The 20,278-nt window shown below is 54.5% G+C and carries 18 protein-coding genes and 1 tRNA gene; 13 read left to right on the top strand and 6 right to left on the bottom strand.

The features are described 5' to 3' along the window. The first annotated feature begins 35 nt into the window (after window positions 1–35). Entirely contained in the window at window positions 36–1,574 is a 1,539-nt protein-coding gene (gene exaC / locus HMPREF0201_RS20385; RefSeq protein WP_016538652.1) for an acetaldehyde dehydrogenase ExaC, read from the top strand. 113 nt (window positions 1,575–1,687) lie between these two features. Here exaC and fdhD read toward each other — a convergent pair whose 3' ends face one another. Continuing rightward, window positions 1,688–2,479, bottom strand: a complete 792-nt coding sequence (gene fdhD, locus HMPREF0201_RS20390; RefSeq protein WP_039899462.1) for a formate dehydrogenase accessory sulfurtransferase FdhD — start codon at window positions 2,477–2,479, stop codon at window positions 1,688–1,690. 211 nt (window positions 2,480–2,690) lie between these two features. Between fdhD and fdnG the strand changes: the two genes are divergently transcribed. The 6 genes from fdnG (at window position 2,691) to HMPREF0201_RS20425 (ending at window position 9,258) form a co-directional block, all read left to right on the top strand. Continuing rightward, window positions 2,691–5,741, top strand: coding sequence for a formate dehydrogenase-N subunit alpha (gene fdnG / locus HMPREF0201_RS20400; RefSeq protein WP_115586318.1), 3,051 nt, complete (start codon window positions 2,691–2,693; stop codon window positions 5,739–5,741). A gap of 12 nt (window positions 5,742–5,753) precedes the next feature. Continuing rightward, window positions 5,754–6,656 carry a formate dehydrogenase subunit beta gene (gene fdxH, locus HMPREF0201_RS20405; RefSeq protein ID WP_008458719.1) on the top strand — a complete coding sequence of 301 codons (903 nt, stop codon included), beginning with the start codon at window positions 5,754–5,756 and terminating at the stop codon, window positions 6,654–6,656. Beyond that, on the top strand, window positions 6,653–7,288 hold the full coding sequence (gene fdoI / locus HMPREF0201_RS20410; protein ID WP_016538656.1) for a formate dehydrogenase cytochrome b556 subunit: 636 nt from the start codon (window positions 6,653–6,655) through the stop codon (window positions 7,286–7,288). The genes fdxH and fdoI overlap by 4 nt, the downstream gene beginning before the upstream one ends. Next, window positions 7,285–8,214 carry a formate dehydrogenase accessory protein FdhE gene (gene fdhE / locus HMPREF0201_RS20415; RefSeq protein WP_016538657.1) on the top strand — a complete coding sequence of 310 codons (930 nt, stop codon included), beginning with the start codon at window positions 7,285–7,287 and terminating at the stop codon, window positions 8,212–8,214. The genes fdoI and fdhE overlap by 4 nt, the downstream gene beginning before the upstream one ends. A 246-nt stretch (window positions 8,215–8,460) precedes the next feature. After that, window positions 8,461–8,730: a type II toxin-antitoxin system TacA family antitoxin gene (locus tag HMPREF0201_RS20420; protein ID WP_016538658.1), complete on the top strand. Its 270-nt coding sequence runs from the start codon at window positions 8,461–8,463 to the stop codon at window positions 8,728–8,730. Window positions 8,731–8,733: 3 nt separating this feature from the next. Beyond that, on the top strand, window positions 8,734–9,258 hold the full coding sequence (locus tag HMPREF0201_RS20425) for a GNAT family N-acetyltransferase (protein WP_016538659.1): 525 nt from the start codon (window positions 8,734–8,736) through the stop codon (window positions 9,256–9,258). A gap of 65 nt (window positions 9,259–9,323) precedes the next feature. On the opposite strand, the gene HMPREF0201_RS20430 is transcribed toward HMPREF0201_RS20425, so the two are convergent. Further along, window positions 9,324–9,545 (bottom strand): YgdI/YgdR family lipoprotein, encoded by a 222-nt coding sequence (locus HMPREF0201_RS20430; RefSeq protein WP_227318581.1) that lies wholly within the window; start codon window positions 9,543–9,545, stop codon window positions 9,324–9,326. A gap of 184 nt (window positions 9,546–9,729) precedes the next feature. Between HMPREF0201_RS20430 and HMPREF0201_RS20435 the strand changes: the two genes are divergently transcribed. The 3 genes from HMPREF0201_RS20435 (at window position 9,730) to HMPREF0201_RS20445 (ending at window position 11,222) form a co-directional block, all read left to right on the top strand. Continuing rightward, entirely contained in the window at window positions 9,730–10,065 is a 336-nt protein-coding gene (locus HMPREF0201_RS20435) for a nuclear transport factor 2 family protein (protein WP_039898930.1), read from the top strand. A 219-nt stretch (window positions 10,066–10,284) separates the two neighbouring features. After that, window positions 10,285–10,379, top strand: a tRNA-Sec gene (locus HMPREF0201_RS20440). Window positions 10,380–10,913: 534 nt separating this feature from the next. After that, entirely contained in the window at window positions 10,914–11,222 is a 309-nt protein-coding gene (locus HMPREF0201_RS20445) for a hypothetical protein (protein WP_016538663.1), read from the top strand. A gap of 107 nt (window positions 11,223–11,329) precedes the next feature. Here the strand turns inward: HMPREF0201_RS20445 and HMPREF0201_RS20450 are convergent, their stop codons facing one another. Both HMPREF0201_RS20450 and HMPREF0201_RS20455 read right to left on the bottom strand, forming a co-directional pair. Then, a complete protein-coding gene (locus tag HMPREF0201_RS20450; protein WP_016538664.1) occupies window positions 11,330–13,276 on the bottom strand; it encodes an RNA-binding domain-containing protein in 1,947 nt (648 codons plus the stop codon). Window positions 13,277–13,563: 287 nt separating this feature from the next. After that, window positions 13,564–14,175: a hypothetical protein gene (locus HMPREF0201_RS20455; RefSeq protein ID WP_016538666.1), complete on the bottom strand. Its 612-nt coding sequence runs from the start codon at window positions 14,173–14,175 to the stop codon at window positions 13,564–13,566. Between the two features lie 271 nt (window positions 14,176–14,446). Here HMPREF0201_RS20455 and HMPREF0201_RS20460 point away from each other — a divergent pair, with 271 nt between their 5' ends. Continuing rightward, complete coding sequence (locus HMPREF0201_RS20460) at window positions 14,447–14,725, top strand: putative periplasmic lipoprotein (RefSeq protein WP_115586317.1); 279 nt, start codon at window positions 14,447–14,449, stop codon at window positions 14,723–14,725. On the opposite strand, the gene HMPREF0201_RS20465 is transcribed toward HMPREF0201_RS20460, so the two are convergent. After that, on the bottom strand, window positions 14,722–15,501 hold the full coding sequence (locus HMPREF0201_RS20465) for an SDR family oxidoreductase (protein ID WP_016538668.1): 780 nt from the start codon (window positions 15,499–15,501) through the stop codon (window positions 14,722–14,724). The genes HMPREF0201_RS20460 and HMPREF0201_RS20465 overlap by 4 nt on opposite strands. A gap of 108 nt (window positions 15,502–15,609) precedes the next feature. Between HMPREF0201_RS20465 and HMPREF0201_RS20470 the strand changes: the two genes are divergently transcribed. Then, window positions 15,610–16,542, top strand: a complete 933-nt coding sequence (locus tag HMPREF0201_RS20470) for a LysR family transcriptional regulator (protein ID WP_016538669.1) — start codon at window positions 15,610–15,612, stop codon at window positions 16,540–16,542. On the opposite strand, the gene fhuE is transcribed toward HMPREF0201_RS20470, so the two are convergent. Continuing rightward, window positions 16,539–18,722, bottom strand: coding sequence for a ferric-rhodotorulic acid/ferric-coprogen receptor FhuE (gene fhuE / locus HMPREF0201_RS20475; protein ID WP_016538670.1), 2,184 nt, complete (start codon window positions 18,720–18,722; stop codon window positions 16,539–16,541). The genes HMPREF0201_RS20470 and fhuE overlap by 4 nt on opposite strands. A gap of 370 nt (window positions 18,723–19,092) precedes the next feature. Here fhuE and emrD point away from each other — a divergent pair, with 370 nt between their 5' ends. After that, on the top strand, window positions 19,093–20,277 hold the full coding sequence (emrD, locus tag HMPREF0201_RS20480) for a multidrug efflux MFS transporter EmrD (RefSeq protein ID WP_016538671.1): 1,185 nt from the start codon (window positions 19,093–19,095) through the stop codon (window positions 20,275–20,277). Window position 20,278: the final 1 nt, after the last annotated feature.

Genomic DNA, 20,278 nt, shown 5'->3' on the forward strand with positions numbered 1-20,278 from the left:
TACCCTTGAGAGTGAACCGCTACAAGGAGACGGCTATGACAAATAATCCTCCCGATACCCGTATCATCCCCGGCGAATATGGCTTTCCGCTTAAACTGAAACCCCGCTATGACAACTTTATCGGCGGCAAATGGGTTGCTCCCGTGGGCGGCCAGTATTATGAAAATCTGACCCCCATTACAGGCCAGCCGCTGTGCGAAATCGCCAGCTCCGGCAAGGCCGACATCGACCTGGCGCTGGATGCCGCCCACGAAGCAAAATCGGGCTGGGGGCAAATGTCCGTTCAGGAACGCGCCAACATCCTGCTGAAAATCGCCGACCGCATGGAGCAGAACATCGAGCTGCTGGCGACGGCGGAAACCTGGGATAACGGCAAGCCCATCCGCGAAACCAGCGCCGCCGACGTGCCGCTGGCCATCGACCACTTCCGCTATTTCGCCTCCTGCATTCGTGCCCAGGAAGGCGGCATCAGCGAAGTGGATAAAGACACCGTGGCCTATCACTTCCACGAGCCGCTCGGCGTGGTGGCACAAATTATTCCGTGGAACTTCCCGCTGCTAATGGCTAGCTGGAAGATGGCTCCGGCACTGGCCGCGGGCAACTGCATCGTACTGAAACCCGCTCGCCTGACGCCGCTTTCTGTTCTGCTGCTGATGGAGCTGGTAGGCGACCTGTTGCCCCCTGGCGTGATTAATGTGGTTAACGGCGCGGGCGGCGAGATAGGCGAATATCTTGCGACATCCAAACGCATAGCCAAGGTGGCCTTTACCGGCTCCACGGAAGTCGGCCAACAGATCATGCAGTACGCCACGCAGAACATTATTCCGGTCACACTGGAGCTGGGCGGTAAATCTCCAAACATCTTCTTTGCCGATGTAATGGATGAAGAGGACGCCTTCTTCGACAAGGCGCTGGAGGGCTTTGCGCTGTTCGCCTTTAACCAGGGTGAAGTCTGTACCTGCCCTAGCCGCGCGCTGGTGCAGGAGTCCATCTACGAACGTTTTATCGAACGTGCGATTCGCCGTGTGGAAGCGATTCGCAGCGGCAACCCGCTCGACAGCCGGACCCAGATGGGCGCTCAGGTTTCTCAGGGGCAGATGGAAACTATCCTCAACTACATCGACATCGGTAAAAAAGAAGGGGCGGATGTGCTGACCGGCGGGCGTAGAAAAGCGCTGGCGGGCGACCTGCAATCGGGCTATTACCTGGAGCCAACCATCCTGTTTGGCAAAAACAATATGCGCGTATTCCAGGAGGAGATCTTTGGTCCGGTGCTCGCCGTCACCACATTTAAAACCGTAGAGGAAGCGCTGGAACTGGCGAACGACACGGAATACGGGCTGGGCGCTGGCGTATGGAGCCGCAACGGCAGCCTGGCCTACAAAATGGGGCGCGGTATTCAGGCCGGGCGCGTGTGGACTAACTGCTACCACGCCTACCCTGCACACGCGGCGTTTGGCGGGTATAAACAGTCCGGGATCGGGCGTGAAACCCACAAGATGATGCTCGAACATTATCAGCAGACCAAGTGCCTGCTGGTGAGCTACTCGGATAAACCTTTGGGGCTGTTCTGAGGATTGACCCTCACCCTAACCCTCTCCCTAAAAGGGAGAGGGAACGATTTGGCTCCCGCTCCGCTACTTTGCCCCTCGCCCCTTTGGGGAGAGGGCCGGGGTGAGGGGAAAATCTAGCGTAACCGCTGAGGATGGGTGTAAACGGTGGCGCGGCCGGGGCGGTTGAAGCCCACCAGCGTCAAATTGCTGCGCTGAGCCACTTCCACAGCCAGCGTGGTGGCCGCCGAGACGGCGAATAAAATCTCTACCCCGCACATCGCGGCTTTCTGCACCATTTCATAGCTTGCACGGCTGGAGACCAGCGCTGCGCCGTTATGCCACGGATTACGGCTGCGAACGCCCAGCATTTTATCCAGAGCGACGTGGCGGCCTATATCTTCCCGACCATCCAGAATCTTGCCTTCTGCATCAAGCCACAGCGCCGCGTGGGTACAGCCGGTTAACTCCCCAATGGGCTGGTAGCTGCGCATTTTACCTAACGGTTCGTCCAGCGCGGCAAGCGTGAAGGTCTGGGTAAACGGCAGCGGCGGCACCGGGCGGCCAATATCGCTCAGTTGCTCAACGCCGCATACGCCGCAGCCGGTGCGCCCGGCCAGCGCCCGGCGTCGCTCCTTCAGCCCCATAAAACGGCGGCTGGAGAGGTCTATCCGCACTTCAATGCCGTTACAAGACTGCAACACATCCATGCCATAAATCTCTGACGGGCTTTCAATGATGCCTTCCGAAAGGGAAAAACCGAGCGCAAAAGCTTCCAGATCTTTTGGCGAAGCCATCATCACAACGTGCGAGATGCCGTTGTAGACCAGCGCAACGGGCACTTCCTCAGCCAGCCAGTCGGTTTCAGCCTGCGTGAGATTGCCCCGATGCCACAGCTCTATGGTGCTGGCGCCGGTTATCTTATCCATCTCTTTTTTGTCAGACCCGTCAATTTTATTCACTTTGTTTTAACCTGCCGGGAACACCATCACGACCATTGTGGTATTCTGGAAATACCCCTTCTGGATGAAGGGAAGTAAGCCATCAAAATCTATAAGGGTTCCAATTGTGAACCTTTGCGGGTCGCCCCGCAAAAAATAATCCTAAGCAATGTGAAATGTCGAATGTAAGGAGCGATCCATGCAGGTCAGCAGAAGGCAGTTCTTTAAGATCTGTGCTGGCGGTATGGCAGGCACCACGGCAGCCGCGCTGGGCTTTGCCCCCGGCGTAGCGCTCGCGGAAACCCGGCAGTACAAGCTGCTGCGTACCCGTGAAACCCGTAATACCTGCACATACTGCTCCGTGGGCTGTGGGCTATTGATGTATAGTCTCGGTGACGGCGCAAAAAACGCAAAAGCCTCAATTTTCCATATCGAAGGTGACCCGGACCATCCGGTAAACCGCGGTGCGCTGTGCCCGAAAGGGGCCGGTCTGGTGGACTTTATTCACTCCGAAAGCCGCCTGAAAACCCCGTCATACCGTGCGCCAGGTTCCGATAAATGGCAGCAAATCAGCTGGGAAGATGCTTTTGACCGCATCGCTAAGTTGATGAAAGAAGACCGCGATGCCAACTTCATCGAAAAAAACGACCAGGGCACCACGGTCAACCGCTGGCTCTCCACGGGGATGCTTTGCGCTTCCGCCTCCAGCAATGAAACCGGTTATTTAACCCAGAAATTTACCCGCGCCCTCGGCATGCTTGCCGTGGACAACCAGGCGCGTGTCTGACACGGACCAACGGTAGCAAGTCTTGCTCCAACATTTGGTCGCGGTGCGATGACCAACCACTGGGTTGATATCAAAAACGCCAACCTCATCGTAGTGATGGGTGGGAACGCGGCAGAAGCGCATCCGGTGGGATTCCGCTGGGCGATGGAAGCCAAAATTCACAACGGCGCGAAGCTGATTGTTATCGATCCTCGCTTTACGCGAACCGCTTCGGTGGCGGATTTCTACACGCCTATCCGTTCCGGGACCGACATTGCCTTCCTGTCGGGCGTATTGCTGTACCTGATAAACAACAACAAATTCAACCGCGAGTACGTCGAGTCTTATACCAACGCCAACCTGATTGTGCGTGAGGACTTCGGCTTCGACGACGGCCTGTTCACCGGCTACGACGCGGCGAACCGCAAGTACGACAAAACAAGCTGGAACTACGAACTGGATGAAGAAGGCTTCGCCAAACGCGACCTGACGCTCCAGCACCCGCGCTGCGTGTGGAATCTGCTTAAAGAGCACATTTCACGTTATACGCCGGACGTGGTCACCAGTATCTGCGGCACCCCGAAAGAAGACTTCCTGAAAGTTTGCGAGTACATCGCCGAAACCAGCGTGGCGCATAAAACCGCGTCGTTCCTGTACGCCCTGGGCTGGACACAGCACTCCATCGGCGCGCAGAACATCCGCACCATGGCGATGATCCAGCTGCTGCTGGGCAACATGGGGATGGCAGGCGGCGGCGTTAACGCCCTGCGCGGCCACTCCAACATTCAGGGTCTGACCGACCTCGGCCTGCTCTCCACCAGCCTACCGGGTTATATGACGCTGCCAAGCGAGAAACAGCCCGATCTTGAAACTTATCTGGCCGCCAACACGCCGAAACCGCTGCTGAAAGACCAGGTGAACTACTGGGGCAACTACCCGAAATTCTTCGTCTCGATGATGAAAGCCTTCTTTGGCGACAAGGCGACGAAGGAAAACGGCTGGGGCTACGACTGGCTGCCGAAGTGGGACAAAGGCTACGACGTGTTGCAGTACTTCGAGATGATGAGCCAGGGCAAGGTCAATGGCTATCTGTGCCAGGGCTTTAACCCGGTTGCCTCGTTCCCGAATAAGAACAAGGTTGTGGCCTCGCTCTCGAAGCTGAAGTTCCTGGTCACCATCGACCCGCTGAATACCGAGACGTCCAACTTCTGGCAGAACCACGGCGAGATGAACGACGTTGATCCGTCGAAAATTCAGACCGAGGTGTTCCGCCTGCCGTCCACCTGCTTCGCGGAAGAGAACGGCTCCATCGTTAACTCCGGGCGCTGGCTACAGTGGCACTGGAAGGGCGCGGATGCGCCAGGGGAAGCGCTGAACGATGGTGAGATCCTCTCCGGCATTTTCACCCGCCTGCGCCAGATGTACGAGCGCGACGGCGGTAAAGTGCCTGAGCAGGTGCTGAACATGACCTGGAAATACCTGACGCCGGACAATCCTGCGCCGGAAGAAGTGGCCATGGAAAGCAACGGCAAGGCGCTGGAAGACGTTATCGACCCGGCCACCGGCGCGGTGCTGGTGAAAAAAGGGCAGCAGCTTAGCTCCTTTGCCCAACTGCGCGACGACGGCACCACCTCGAGCGGCTGCTGGATCTTCGCAGGTAGCTGGACGCCGGACGGCAATCAAATGGCACGCCGCGACAACGCCGACCCGTCAGGCCTGGGCAATACGCTCGGCTGGGCATGGGCATGGCCGCTTAACCGCCGCATTCTGTATAACCGCGCTTCCGCAGACCCTTCGGGTAAACCGTGGGATGAAAAACGCCGCCTGATCTCCTGGGATGGCGCGAAATGGGGCGGCATTGACGTGCCGGACTATAGCGCTGCCGCACCGGACAGCGGTGTCGGACCGTTTATTATGCAGCCGGAAGGCCTGGGACGCCTGTTTGCCCTCGACAAGATGGCAGAGGGGCCATTCCCGGAACACTATGAGCCGTTTGAAACGCCGCTTGGCACCAACCCGCTGCACCCGAACGTGGTTTCAAACCCGGCGGCACGTGTGTTTAAAGATGACCTGGAAGCGATGGGCACGCATGACAAGTTCCCGTATGTCGGCACCACCTATCGTCTGACGGAGCATTTCCACTACTGGACCAAACACGCATTGCTGAATGCCATCGCGCAGCCTGAGCAGTTTGTCGAGATTGGCGAGAAACTTGCCAACAAGCTCGGCATCGCCCACGGTGATACGGTGAAGGTTTCTTCCAATCGGGGCTACATCAAGGCCAAAGCGGTGGTGACCAAGCGCATCCGCACCCTGGATGTTCACGGTCAGAAGGTGGATACCATCGGGATCCCTATCCACTGGGGTTACGAAGGCGTGGCAAAGAAAGGCTTTATCGCCAACACCCTGACGCCGTTTGTCGGGGATGCCAACACGCAAACGCCGGAGTTCAAGGCGTTCCTGGTCAACGTGGAAAAGGTGTAACGGAGACGAATTATGGCTTATCAATCTCAGGACATTATCCGTCGTTCCGCTACCAACGGCTTCACGCCCGCGCCCCAAGCGCGGGATCATCAGCAAGAGGTCGCCAAGCTTATCGACGTCACCACCTGCATCGGCTGCAAGGCCTGCCAGGTGGCGTGCTCGGAGTGGAACGACATCCGCGATGAAGTGGGGCACAACGTCGGGGTTTACGACAACCCGGCGGACCTGACCGCCAAATCCTGGACGGTAATGCGCTTCTCGGAAGTGGAGCAAAATGACAAACTGGAATGGCTGATCCGCAAAGACGGCTGTATGCACTGCGCGGATCCGGGCTGCCTGAAGGCCTGCCCGTCGGAAGGGGCGATTATTCAGTATGCCAACGGCATCGTCGACTTCCAGTCCGAACAGTGCATCGGCTGTGGCTACTGCATAGCGGGCTGTCCGTTCGACGTGCCGCGCCTGAACCCGGAAGATAACCGAGTCTACAAATGCACCTTGTGCGTGGACCGCGTTACCGTGGGGCAGGAGCCTGCATGTGTGAAAACCTGCCCGACCGGGGCGATTCATTTCGGCTCGAAAGAGGATATGAAGACCCTTGCGGGCGAGCGCGTGGCGGAACTGAAAACCCGCGGTTACGACAACGCAGGTTTGTACGATCCGGCAGGCGTTGGCGGAACACACGTCATGTACGTGCTGCACCATGCGGACAAGCCGACGCTGTACCACGGCTTGCCGGAGAACCCGTCCATCAGCCCAACCGTGAAGTTCTGGAAAGGCGTCTGGAAGCCGCTCGCCGCTATTGGCTTTGCCGCAACCTTCGCCGCCAGCGTGTTCCACTATGTTGGTGTCGGCCCGAACCGTGCCGATGAAGAAGACGACAACCTGCACCATGACGACGACGAGGTGCGTAAATGAAAAAGCAACCGACCATTCAGCGCTATAGTGCGCCGGAGCGTATCAACCACTGGGTCACCGCCTTCTGCTTCGTGCTGGCGGCGGTGAGCGGACTGGGCTTTTTCTTCCCGTCCTTCAACTGGCTGATGGGCATTCTCGGTACGCCGCAGCTGGCGCGCATTCTCCACCCGTTCGTCGGCGTGGTGATGTTCGCCTCGTTTATCATCATGTTCTTCCGCTACTGGCACCACAACCTAATCAATCGGGATGATATCTTTTGGGCTAAGAATATCCGTAAGATAGTCGTCAACGAAGAAGTGGGAGACACCGGGCGCTATAACTTCGGCCAGAAATGCGTGTTCTGGGCGGCAATTATTTTCCTGGTGCTGCTGTTGGTGAGCGGCGTGATTATCTGGCGCCCTTACTTTGCGCCAGCGTTCCCGATCCCACTTATCCGATTTGCGTTAATGCTGCATTCATTTGCCGCAGTAGCGCTAATTGTGGTTATCATGGTGCATATCTACGCCGCCCTTTGGGTGAAAGGCACCATTACCGCGATGGTGGAGGGCTGGGTTACCACGACGTGGGCGAAGAAACATCACCCGAAATGGTACCGTGAAGTCCGCCGGAAACAGGAAAAGTCATCTGAATGAGTATTCGCATAATCCCGCAAGATCAGCTGGAGAAGAGCGAGAAACGCACGGCGGAAGTCATTCCGCCGTTATTGTTCCCCAGGCTGAAAAATCTCTACAACCGCCGCGCAGAACGCCTGCGCGAGCTGGCAGCCAGTAATCCGCTGGGCGATTACCTGCGCTTTGCCGCGCTGATCGCCCACGCCCAGGAAGTGGTGCTTTACGACCACCCGCTGGAGATGGATTTAACCGCCCTGATTGTTGAGTCCGCCAAAACCGGCAAGCCGCCGCTGGATATTCACGTCCTGCCGCGCGACCCGCACTGGCAGCGCCTGCTACAGTCGCTGATTGCCGAACTGAAGCCGGAAATGGACGGCCCGGCGCTGGCCGTTATCGAAAATCTCGAAAAAGCTTCTTCCCTGGAGCTGGAAGAGATGGCGACCGCGCTGTTCAACGCCGACTTCGCGTTAGTCAGCAGCGACAAAGCCCCGTTCATCTGGGCCGCGCTGTCGCTTTACTGGGCGCAAATGGCAACCTTAATCCCCGGCAAAGCGAAAGCGGAATACGGCGAACAGCGCCAGTTCTGCCCGGTTTGCGGCTCGATCCCGGTCTCCAGTATGGTTCACATCGGCACCACAAACGGCCTGCGCTACCTGCACTGCAACCTGTGTGAAACCGAGTGGCACGTTGTGCGCGTGAAATGCAGCAACTGCGAGCAAACCCGCGACCTGAACTACTGGTCACTGGACAGCGAACAGGCCGCCATCAAGGCTGAAACCTGCGGCGACTGCGGTACCTACCTGAAGATCTTGTACCAGGAGAAGGACCCGAAAGTGGAAGCCGTAGCCGATGACCTGGCTTCGCTGGTGCTGGACGCCCGCATGGAGCAAGAAGGCTTTGCCCGCAGCAGCATCAACCCGTTCTTATTCCCAGGCGAAGGGGAGTAAACCCGCCTACCGGTCAGCTTTTGCTGGCTGGTAGTTTTCTGCCTATTTTACACTCACTCCACCGCCTTACCGTAACTCAGCCAAATAGCCAACACCTGTAGAAGCCGTGCTTTCAGTCACAAATAGCTATTATTCTTTGTTGATTATTTCTACAATCAGGATTACCTTTTAGTACGGATTTAATCCGTACATTTTGGCGTAATCACGTAGCCAAAGAGATACGATGGCTCGCCACAAGGAACCAATATGCCAGCCCTGAAAAAGCAGCGCATCGATCTGAGATTATCCGATGATGATAAATGCCTGATCGAAGAAGCTGCGGCAATGACTAACCAAAGCATCACTCAATTTATGCTTAGTAGCGCCTCGGAACGAGCAGCACAAGTCATTGAGCAACACCGCCGCCTGCTCCTGAACGAAGAGTCATGGAGCAGGGTGATGGATGCCATCAGTAACCCGCCGGCACCGGACGCCCGGCTAAAACAAGCTGCCATACGTCTAAAAGACATGGAGTAAACCATGGGCAACCTGGTTATAGAGATCTTTTCGGAAAACAGGGAATATGAATTAACTGGCTTTGATTGTGGCGAAATATCGCTAAATCGGTTCCTTACCGATCAATTAAAACGCCAGCACGGGGGCCGTATTTTACGCGGTTATGTTCTCAAAACTCAGGAGCCGCTTCCCAGAGTACTTGGTTTTTACACTCTGTCCGGGAGTTGTTTTGAGAAAGCGACACTTCCATCAAAAACACAGCAAAAAAGAGTCCCTTACACGAATGTTCCCAGCGTCACCCTTGGCCGCCTGGCAATAGATACATCCTTGCAGGGTCAGCAATGGGGTACAACGTTAGTCACACACGCAATGAAAGTTGTTTACCTGGCTTCTCAAGCCGTTGGCATTCATGGGATTTTTGTTGATGCGCTTAATGACAGAGCGAGCGCTTTCTATCAGAAGCTTGGTTTTATTCCTTTAACCGGAGAAAATTCAAACTCTCTTTTCTACCCCACTAAATCAATCGAGCAGCTCTTTGCTGAAGATTAACAGGTTTTTATCCATCGCAAGTGCAAGCGCCAGGAGATCTCCGCAACCAGCGCTTACCTCTTCAGTCAGCCGCGCTTAATCATCTGTACAACCTGCTCGTTCTGGATCTGATGCTCCACGCCCTGCTCGTCGTAGTAACGCGTCAGCCCCGTTTGTTTATCCAGCTCCGGCTTGCCTTTAGTCACGATCATCTCGCCTGTTTTAGTCGACATCACGTAGCTGCTGGAGCAGCCCGCGACCGATAACGCAACCACGCCAAACAGCAGCATCCCGTATATTTTTTTCACTTTTTCCAGCCCGTTATTGTTATAGACGCCGGATTGTAGCTGGAGGAGATGCAACCGGTTGTTAATGTGTATTGCTAAGGGAAACAAGGATGAGAATGGCTTTTTAGCCGTCAACCCGGCCATCGCACACAATAACGACAACGCTTTGACAACCCGTAACTTTTCTCTCATCAGGAAAAAATCTATGTCCGTCGCAGAGCCTGTAATCCGCCAGTATGAGGCGTACAACGCCCACGATCTCGAAGCCTTTGCCGCCTGCTTTAGCGAAGACTTCATTGCTTACCGCCCCCCTGCCGCCGCGCCTTCTCTGGAAGGGAGAGACGCGCTTTATGCCTTCTACAAAGAGCATCGTTTTAATAATCCTGCCCTGCGTGCTGAAATTATTTCCCGCACCACGCTGGGCAACAAGGTTTTCGACCACGAGAAGATTTACGGCCTAAGCGAGGAACCAATTGAAAGTATTGCCGTTTTTGAAGTTGAAAACGGGCTGATAAAAACCGCATGGTTTTTCTTTGGCTAGGCCAGCATTACCAGCCCTCGCACTTGTAGGGCGGCATTTCGACGCGAGCAGCAGCGTTGGCACTCCGGTAAACGCTGCTGCAATGAGCAATTCCTGTGCCGTTAGATTGATTTGGTGAATAATTTCACTTTAAGCGCAGCATATATTCTTACTGACCCATTGGGCAGCAGCATGAAACCCGGTATAATGCGCCCCGCCTCCATGTAGCAATGAAGGCGCGGAAGGTCGTCGTCTCCGGTGAGGCGGCTGGATTTCAAATCCAGGTGGTGCCGCCAGCGGCGCCGGGCAGGTTCGACTCCTGTGACTTTCCGCCAAAATTTAAAAAACGCTCCTCATATCGATAATCCTCTCCATACTTATTTTCCTGGTCGTTTGAGCAAATCCTTCAGTCGGATATTTTTAGCTACTTTTTATAGCCATTCATATTTGAGAACAGTAATGGCTAAAAAATTAATCTCGGCCCCGCCAAAAAAACTTATATTTATATTAATGCAAAAAAAAACAATATAAACATTAAACAGATAATATATAAGTTATCTATGATTAAAGAATTCACCAGCAACCTAAATCCATAAAATTTATAGTTAAAAATCACTTTTTATTTATTCCGTGAGAGATATTGGGCTCTAGGTAATTTAAAGATTCATATTTTTACATGCTGGTGTTATAGAAATAAAGTTGTCAGGTGAAACCCTTCAAGAAAATTGAAAGATAAGTCGCCCTCGAAGGGTATTACCAGTACCAACCGAGGGCTAACCACAACGTTATAGGAGTAACGCCATGGCTAACAAAGATAGTACCACAACCGCTAATTCCCCCCGCTGGGCACAGGCCACGATCTCTTTCAGGTGCTGGACGCCTGCGAAGGCTATACGGATATTCTGATTGAGAGCGAAAATATGACCGAACACATGGCGCTGTGCGGCCGCCTGCTGGCAGGGCTGGAAGTATTGAAAATCGTTCTGGATGAACAGCTGCGGGAATATTGCAGCGCCCTGACTATTGTGCTGCTGAATCAGCAGGAATCCGCAGAGCAACAGGAAACCATTACCGGCCTGTTATTCGAGATGGTTAACAGCCTGCGGGCACCACGCTTTATTCGCACCGCCTCCGGGCTGGCGATGATTAGCAATAAGGCCAGGCCGGGTATTCACTAAACGATAATCCGCTCCTCTTCCTTAAAGGAGAGGAGATTTATGAACCTCAGCTCAAACTCTTCCCTGAAAAAATTAATTATTCGATTTTCCCGAACAAGTGTTCATTTTCAGTTACGGGTATACCCCTGCCGGGGAGAGTTAGGCTTATTTGGGAATGCCAGTTTTAGCTCTTTCTCATCCACCATCGGCTTTAGATAATTTTGGCGAATACTTTGCGCTCTTCGTCCCAGCAGCTTTTCAAGCACAGCCACGGATAAGTAATGCCCGTCGCACAACCTCGAAAGTAGAGCCTTCATAACATCAGTTTCAAGACGTCTGTGTTCACGCGCAGGAGAGGCAATCTCTTCAAGTGAAAAACGAAAATCTATAGTCAATACAGCAAGATCGTCAATAAATGGCTTATCTATTAAGCTACTGATAAATCTACCATAACTATCTCTATCTTGATCGCTATGCGTTAAGTTACCAGCGCTATGCGTTAAGTTATCAGCGCTATGCGTTAAGCTTGACGTCGTACTTAACGCATTGGCAAAGACCTCTTCTGGCGATGGTGGCTCCATTCCCGGCAAGCTATATGATTTATCTCGTTTCTCTCCACTAGAAACAAGAAAACCTTTATCCACTAACCTTGGTAGCGCCAGAGTAACATCACGAGAATGTTTACTTGTCAGTTGGCAAGCTCTTTCATGGTTAACCCAGCCTTCAATTGCCGCGGTAACCACTATCATCCTCTCGAATTCATCGAGTTGGTAGAATTGCTCACCAAATAATGATTCCAGAAGATCTGTAACTTCCCGTGGAACAAGACTCACGCTGGAGAGTTCAAGTAGCGTTTGCTCAGAAGGTTCTGTTTTCTCGTAAAGCTTCGGCATGCGCCAGTTAGCCCATTTCCAGCCGCTAATAATTTTTGGTACACCCGACCCTGCACGCTCTCCCGCTCCAATCATCAGAAACATCTGGTGCATGCGGCGATTGCGGCAATCACTCTCACCTCCTTTAATAGCAACTTCAGGAGGTACTCTCATCAACCCTGGATTGCGAAAACCAAAAAGATCAGGCCTTTTAATAATCAAAATTGAGCTTCTTCCAGAATAGTCCGCATGGACTAAAGTATTAACCAGAGCCTCACGAATGGCTTCATGCGCCCTGGTTTCATCCAGACGAAGACCATCCTGCAATTCGAATGGTACTTTAAGGTCGGTAATAAGTTTTCTATAAGTTCTACGATAAAAATCGAAAATATTACCGGACCATGAACCATCCGGATAAATCCGGTCAATCCAGCGAGAATCTATATTCGCATCTTCACGCTCACGGTAATCAACGAAATAATTTGGTGCGGCATCCTGAATCGCATTCCAGGTACCAAACATTAGAATCCCAGCCAGCGTAACTCCTTCCTCACCATTTTGTCTGTCTTTACGCCACCCACCTATATTTTTGAAAAGTTCAAATAGGTCCAATTCGAGCCATGGATGCTGAGGTTTTGATGCATTGAAAAGGTTTCTGTAAGCTCGCAAGCTGGTTTGGTCGATATCGCTAAAATCAAATCCTGTAAGGATTTTATCATCCCGGCAGTCCTCAACCTGTTCGGCCATCATTCTTTTTATTTGTTCCTCAGAACAATGACAATCACCCTCGTGCCTGCGTATATATGTCTCAGTCATCGGTTGATTATTTAGATATACAGGTTTCTGCTCACGTCGGGCAGCAGGAATTTCAATCACTACGACTACCTTACTCTCGAGAGTAATCTCCTGAACTGAATTTTCAGCCAGTAAATTAGAATTCACTTTCTTTTTATTATTAGAAATATCAAAGATTTGTTTTATTACTGTAGCTGTATTAGTTATTCCCTCAATAATAAATTGACCTTTCTTTTCTCTGACACCTAAGACGACATACCCACCTCGGGCATTCGCCATGGCACTGTATGTTCGCCAGAAATCATCAGGCAACTTACCTTTCCCATCAGCACCTTGTGCTAACTTAAATTCTAATTCTGCAGATTCAGAAAGCGTCTGAATATCAATCAGGTCCTTGATCTTTAACATAAGTAATATCTATACCTATCAAGATTGCCACAGGATGACATGTAATATCTGCAACTAATCCTAACACAGAATAATTTTATTCGTTAAAGAGGACCAGAATTAAAGGAATTAATTCCCTCCCTTTGTCTGAGATCAAAGTTTTTCTTTTTCCAGGTGTAAACAGGCTTTAGGCCATTAATTTTGATATTACTGATAACCAGTCCCCAAGGAACTGAAAATCTGCAAAGATGAAAACTATGCCAAAGCCTGTTGCATACCAAACCCGTGCCGGGAGCCACCAACCGCCATTACATAGGCGGCGTCAATCCATCTATACCAGCAGAAATCCCGCGTGCAACGGCCTGGCCTTTGTCGTCTTTGGTGGCAAACAGCACCACTTTCGCACCCGGTTTAAGCACGGATTTGTTGGCGGGGCTAATCAGCACCACCGGCACGTCGTCCGGGACCTGTACCGTTTTCTGCTGGCCGTGGAATTTCACCGTCATCGTGCGGCCGTGGCTGTTTACCAGAGTGCCGACCGTGCCGTTGGTCATAGTGTTAACCTGGCCGTTGGCGGATTCGAAGGGGTTAAAACCTTCTCCTGACCCGCGCAGGCTTGGGGCAAAAACATGGACTTCCAGCGCCTTCAGCGTGCCGTCTGCCTGTGGGACAGCGGCGGTGCCAATAAAGCTGTCGGGCTTGATGTCGCTCATCTTCGCTTCGCTCACGCCGTTGATTCTGGTTTTGTCCGTCAGGCCAACGGAGAGCTTTTCGCCCTGCCGGGTGGTGATTTGCAGCGAGGAATCATTTACCGCATCAATGGTGCCGCGCACCGGGGTAATCACATTGTCCGCCGCCGCTGCGCCAAAACTCAGCAACAGGGCGCTTAATGCCGGAACAAAAAAACGAGACTTAATCATGCTCTCTCCAGGGTCAGGTTCGGTTTACCTTCAGCTTTTCCAAGCTTAACCGGCAAATAAAACCCCGGCGTTAAAGAGTGTGTTCAAACGTTTCTTCACTTGCCAGAAACGTGCTCTTTAGCGAAGCGGCTCTGGCGCTGTCGAAATTCTGAGCCGCTCAACAATTCGTGATAAGCTCCGCATTGTTGCTAACAGATAAAGCGCATCGCCAGGCTGATGCGCAATAATGCCGCATTCCGGCTTCTTGTCGATTGCCGTTTCAGGAAGAAAAATGGCTTATAAATACACTTTTGTACTGCTTGCTCCGCTGCTGCTCTCCGCCTGCTCGTCCCTCGAACATTCGAGCGTTGATCGCCAGGACAGGCAGCGACTGGACGACAGCTTTAACCGCTCTCCGTGGCCCGATCCTTACTACAATAGCCGCTACCTGACGCCGGAACAGCGCCAGAACATCCGCGATCAAATCCGCTCTGACCAGCTTGAAGCCCGGGGCCGCAGGGATAACAGCACCGACAGCGGCGACGGATTCGGCCAGCCGGTACATTTCTAAACGGTCGGCACCGTTCCACCGTCAATAATGTACTCAGTGCCGGTGATGGCCGCCGCGCGGTCTGAGGCCAGAAACGCGATCAGGTTCGCAACTTCCTCTGGCTTAGCCGGCCGCCCCAGCGGGATGCCGCCCAGCGAATCCATAATCATTTTTTTGCCGCCTTCATAATCGGTTCCCGCCTGCAAGGCCAGGCGCTCGGCCAGGTGAACAGAAGCTTCGGTTTCAATCCAGCCTGGCGCCACACGCAGAACCCGCACGCCCCGGGGCGAAACCTCTTTCGATAAGCTTTTGCTGTAGGCAGAAAGCGCCGCTTTGGCCGAAGCATAGGCCGTGGTGGCCTCCGGCAGCGGCAAAATACGCTGGATTGAAGAAATGTGAATAATCACGCCGGAGCCACGCGCCGTCATGCCTGGCAGCAGGGCTCTGTCCAGCCGTACCGCCGGGAACAGGTTCAATGCCAGCTCACGCTGCCAGTGCTCTTCCTCCAGCGCGGCGTAACCCCCGGCCGGAGAAGATGAACCGCCCAGCATATGCACGATAATATCCACGCCGCCCAGCCGTTCCTGCACCGCCTTAAGCAGCTGCCCGCAGCCTTGCGGGGTGGAAAGATCCGCCGCCACAAAGTCTTCTTCCGCCGTCGCTTCTGGCCGGTTGCGGGCAACGGTTATTACCCGCGCTCCAAGCTCGCGGAACAGCGCCACGGTGGCCGCGCCAGCGCCTTTGGTGCCGGATGTCACCAGCGCCCGCTTGCCCTTCAGCGTTAAAAACTCACTCATCTTTCATTCTCCAGTAATCGGCAAACGTGCCGTATCCACACTGTAAGAAAGCGGTATAATTTAAACAATCAGGACAAACCGGGATGAAATGATGAGGAAATCGGGACAATGTCGCGCATAACGCTCGCCGATATCGAAGCCGTACAGGCCATTGCCCGCCGGGGTTCGTTCCGCGCGGCGGCTATCGATCTCGGTATCTCCACCACGGCGCTCAGCCACGCGCTGGCGAAGTTCGAGGCCGAACTTGGGGTTCGCCTGTTCAACCGCACCACGCGCAGCGTTGCGCTGACGGAAGCGGGAAGGCTGTTTATTGAAAGAGTCAGCCCCGCTTTGCAAGGCGTAAACGATGCTCTGGAAAGCGTGCGCTCGCACCGGGATACGCCCTCCGGCGTACTGCGCATCAACGCCCCGCCGTTTGCCGCCCGCCAGTTGCTCTCTTCTCTGGCGTTTGAGTTTTTGCGGCGCTACCCCGAGATGCACATCGACCTGGTTACCGAAGGGAAGCTTATCGACATTGTTGCCGAAGGTTTTGATCTGGGCGTACGTGTCGCAAGTCTGGTGCCTGCCGATATGATTGCCCTGCCGCTGGGCCAGCCGCAGCGTTATGCGGTTGTTGCCTCTCCGGCCTATCTGGCTAAAAACGGAACGCCATTAACTCCGGGCGAGCTGATGGCTCACGCCTGTATTCGTGTGCGCCTGCCGGACGGCTCACTTTATCGCTGGCACCTTGAAAAACAGGGAGAAGTCGCGCAAATCGACGTGCAGGGGCCGCTGACGCTGGATGAAGCCTCGCTGGCTCGCGATGCGGTGCTGGAGGGGCTTGGGGTTGGCTTCTTTATGGAGCAAAACGTGATGGCAGAAATACGCTCCGGCGCGCTGGTTCGCCTGCTGGAAGAGTGGACCCCGGCGTTTCCCGGCCTTTGCCTGTATTACCCCGGCAGGCGTCATCCTTCCGCCGGACTGGCCGCCTTCCTGGCGCTGGCGAGAGAAATAGCTGAGGAAAGGAAAAGGGAGACCAGCGGCCTCCCTCATCCGGGCTAGAAGCTGTAGTTTGCCGTCAGCGAGAAGCTGCGAGGCGCGCCGTAAACCACGTAGTCAGAAAGCCAGGTTTCATACTCTTTGTCGAACAGGTTGTTGATATTGCCCTGCACGGCAAAGTTTTTGCTCACCTGGTAGCGAGTGAAGAGATCCACCAGCGCGTAGCTGCCTTGCTCAATGCGGGTATTGCCGTTCGGGCCGTTCGCATCCTGCCAGGTCTTATTCTGCCAGTTCACGCCGCCGCCCACGGTCACTTCCGGCAGCATAGGTAGCTGGTAACGGGTAAACAGTTTCATCGTGGTGCGCGGCTGGTCCGGGTTCACCGCATCGCCGTTCTGGTCTTCCGCCACAAAGCGCGATGCGCCGAAGGTGAGCTGCCAGTTGTCCGTCAACGCGCCGTTCACCTCAAACTCGATCCCCCGGCTTACCGTTCCGTCCACCGACTTGTAGGCGGTTTCGCCCGGATTACCGTTTACCGGCGTGCCGAGCGCCTGCGCCACTTTATCCTGCTCGATACGGAATACCGCCAGAGAAGTGGTCAGGCGGGTGTTAAACCAGTCTGCTTTCACGCCTGCTTCGTAGCTTTTACCCGTCGTCGGGTCGAGATAGTCGCCGTTAACGTCTCGCTTGTCGGTCGGCTGGAAGATGGAGGTATAGCTGGTGTAAGCCGACCACGTATCGTTGATGTCGTACACCAGGCCTGCGTAAGGCGTAACGTCGTGCTTTTTGCTGTTAAGGCTGGTTTGCGGCGCGGTAGACGGGTTGTAGTCCGCGTTCCATTCGGTGTAGCGAGCGCCAACGATTAAGTGCAGCGGGTCTGCCAGCGAGAAACGAGCGGCGGTATACGCGGACTGCTGGCGCACTACATCTTTGCTGTACAGCGAGAAGGCGGACCAGGCTGGATCGGCTACGTTTTCATAGAAGCCCGGCATTGCAATGCCGCCGTAATCCAGGCCGGTATTCGGCATGGCGTTGTCATAGTGGTTGCGCTGGCGGCTGTAGCTGCCGCCAAACATCAGTTCGTGCTGGCGGCCAAACAGGTCGAAGCCCCCGCGCACAAACGCATCCACCGAATCCTGCTTACGCTCGCCACGGTTCCAGCCACCATAAGCGCTTGTGCCAGCTCCGGTGGTCTTGTCCGGGGATCCGGTCACGTACATCAGCTTAGAGTCGAAGTTCGTTTCGGCGTGCAGCGTGTTAACGCGGGCTTCCCAGCCGTTATCAAAGCGCTGCACCAGGCTTGCAAACACTTTGGTGGCGTCTTTATTGGAATAAGCCCAGTCCGGCGCGGTGGTGGCGCTGCGGCTGAAGTGCGTGCGGCTGCCGTCGGCATACCAGGTTGGCAGGCCGCCCCAGGTCGGGCTGTCGTCGTTGCTTTCCTGGTAGTCATAGCCCACGGAGAGCGTGGTTGAGTCGGTCAGGTCTGCGTCCACCACGCCGTAGATAAATTTCTTGCGGTAATGGCTCTTATCCATCCAGGTGTCGTTGTCCTGGTAGCCTGTCACCACGCGCCCCCGCACGTTGCCGGACTCGCTCAGCGGCGCGGAGAGATCCGCGACATAGCGCTGCTTGTCCCAGCTGCCGTAAGTCGCCGAGACGTTGCCTTTAAACTCGCGGCTGTCTGCATGCTTGCGCACCATGTTGATGTACGCCGAAGGATTGCCGCTGCCGCTCATCAGTCCCGCTGCGCCGCGAACCACTTCCACATTTTCATAAATCGCGGAATCAGAGCCGGTGTCGCCGAAGTCCCAGACGTCGCTGACCTGGGTCGGCAGGTCGTCATAGGCGTAGTTGCTGATGAAAAAACCACGTGAGAAGTAGGTGGCGCGGCTGCTGTCTACCAGACGGGAGGTGATGCCGGTCGTGTTGTCCAGCACTTCGCCGATGGTTTGCAGATCCTGGTCTTCCATGCGCTGCTTGCTGATTACGCTGACGGACTGCGGGATATCACGCGGTACCAGCAGCAGTTTAGTGCCGGTAGTGGTGGTTTTAACGCTGTAGTCCTGCGCCTGCCCGGCCAGCGGATTGTCGGCGCTGGTGTTCACCGTGATAGTGTCTTCCGCCGATTTTTTTTCTTCGGACTGCGCCGAAGGAATAAGCGCCAGGGCAATACATGCCGCCAGCCATGACGGGCCATTTGCCCGCAAAGTGAACCGTTCCCTGGAGAAGTTAACGAAAGACATGTTTAACCCTCATTTTTAGTGGATATCGTGCTGCGGCGCACTCCGGCGCTGGACACGTTTTTTTGATTTTTTATCAAGACGCGCATGATTAATGCGGATGAGAAATATACGCATTAGCATTCACTATGTAAATAAATGTGATCTGCCAGAAGTTGACCGCAGCTGCACCTTTTCAGGGCAAATTGATGCATTCGCTGGCAATAAAAATTGCCGCTTTCGCTTTACATTCGGACACGTAAATCTGTGCTTAAAACAGCCTCATCATCTGGCTTATTGGTGGGGTTATGATAGATTCCTCTCGCTTTTAAAACATACACAGCGAAATACGCTGCGAGCAATCTATCTCTTTTCGGGTAAACGGTCGGAAGCCATGAGAAAGTTAGCCAATATCCACCTGCTGATGATGTTAATTCTGCTGGTTGCCGTCGGGCAGATGACACAAACCATTTATATTCCTTCGATTCCCGATATGGCTCACGAGATGGGCGTGCGCAACGGCGCTATCCAGCGCGTGATGGCAGCGTATTTATTTACCTACGGTATTTCTCAGCTGTTTTACGGCCCACTCTCTGACCGCATTGGCCGCCGCCCGGTGATACTGGCCGGTATGGTTATCTTTATGCTGGCTACGCTCGGAGCTTTGTTTACCACTAATTTGCATGTTCTGGTGCTGGCTAGCGCGCTCCAGGGTATGGGCACCGGCGTGGCTGGCGTAATGGCAAGAACCATGCCGCGCGACCTGTATGAAGGCGGCGATTTACGCCTCGCCAACAGCCTGCTGAATATGGGTATTTTGGTTAGCCCGCTGCTGGCCCCGGTGATTGGCGGCCTGCTGGACAGCGTCTGGGGCTGGCGTGCCTGCTACGGCTTCCTGCTGCTGCTGTGTGCGGTAGTCGCTTTTTCAATGTGGCGCTGGCTGCCGGAAACCCGCCCGGCAAACGCAACGCCTCCGCGGCTGCTGCGCAGCTATAAACTGCTGCTCGGCAACATCTCTTTTAATTGCTACCTGCTGATGCTGGTTGGCGGCCTGGCGGGCGTGGCGGTGTTTGAAGCCTGCTCGGGCGTGCTGATGGGCGGCGTGCTTGGTCTGAACGGCGTGGTGGTCAGTATCCTGTTTATTTTACCCATTCCGGCGGCATTTTTTGGCTCCTGGTACGCGAGCCGCCAGAACGCACGTTTCTCCAGCCTGATGTGGCAGGCGGTGCTGAGCTGCCTGCTGGCCGGTATTCTCATGTGGATACCGGGCTGGTTTGGCATCATGAATATCTGGACGCTGCTGGTGCCCGCCGCGCTGTTCTTCTTCGGAGCAGGCATGCTGTTCCCGCTGGCGACCAGCGGCGCGATGGAGCCGTTCCCGTTCCTCGCAGGCACCGCAGGCGCGCTGGTGGGCGGCCTGCAAAATATCGGCTCCGGCGTGATGGCCTGGCTCTCCGCGCTAATGCCGCAAACCGGGCAGTTCAGCATTGGCCTGCTGATGACCGCGATGGGCGTGCTGATCCTTTGCTGCTGGCTGCCGCTGGCTCAGCGATTCCAGCATCACGGGGAAACGATTTAAT

Origin of the sequence: Cedecea davisae DSM 4568, assembly GCF_000412335.2 — a bacterium.
GTDB classification, from domain to species: domain Bacteria; phylum Pseudomonadota; class Gammaproteobacteria; order Enterobacterales; family Enterobacteriaceae; genus Cedecea; species Cedecea davisae.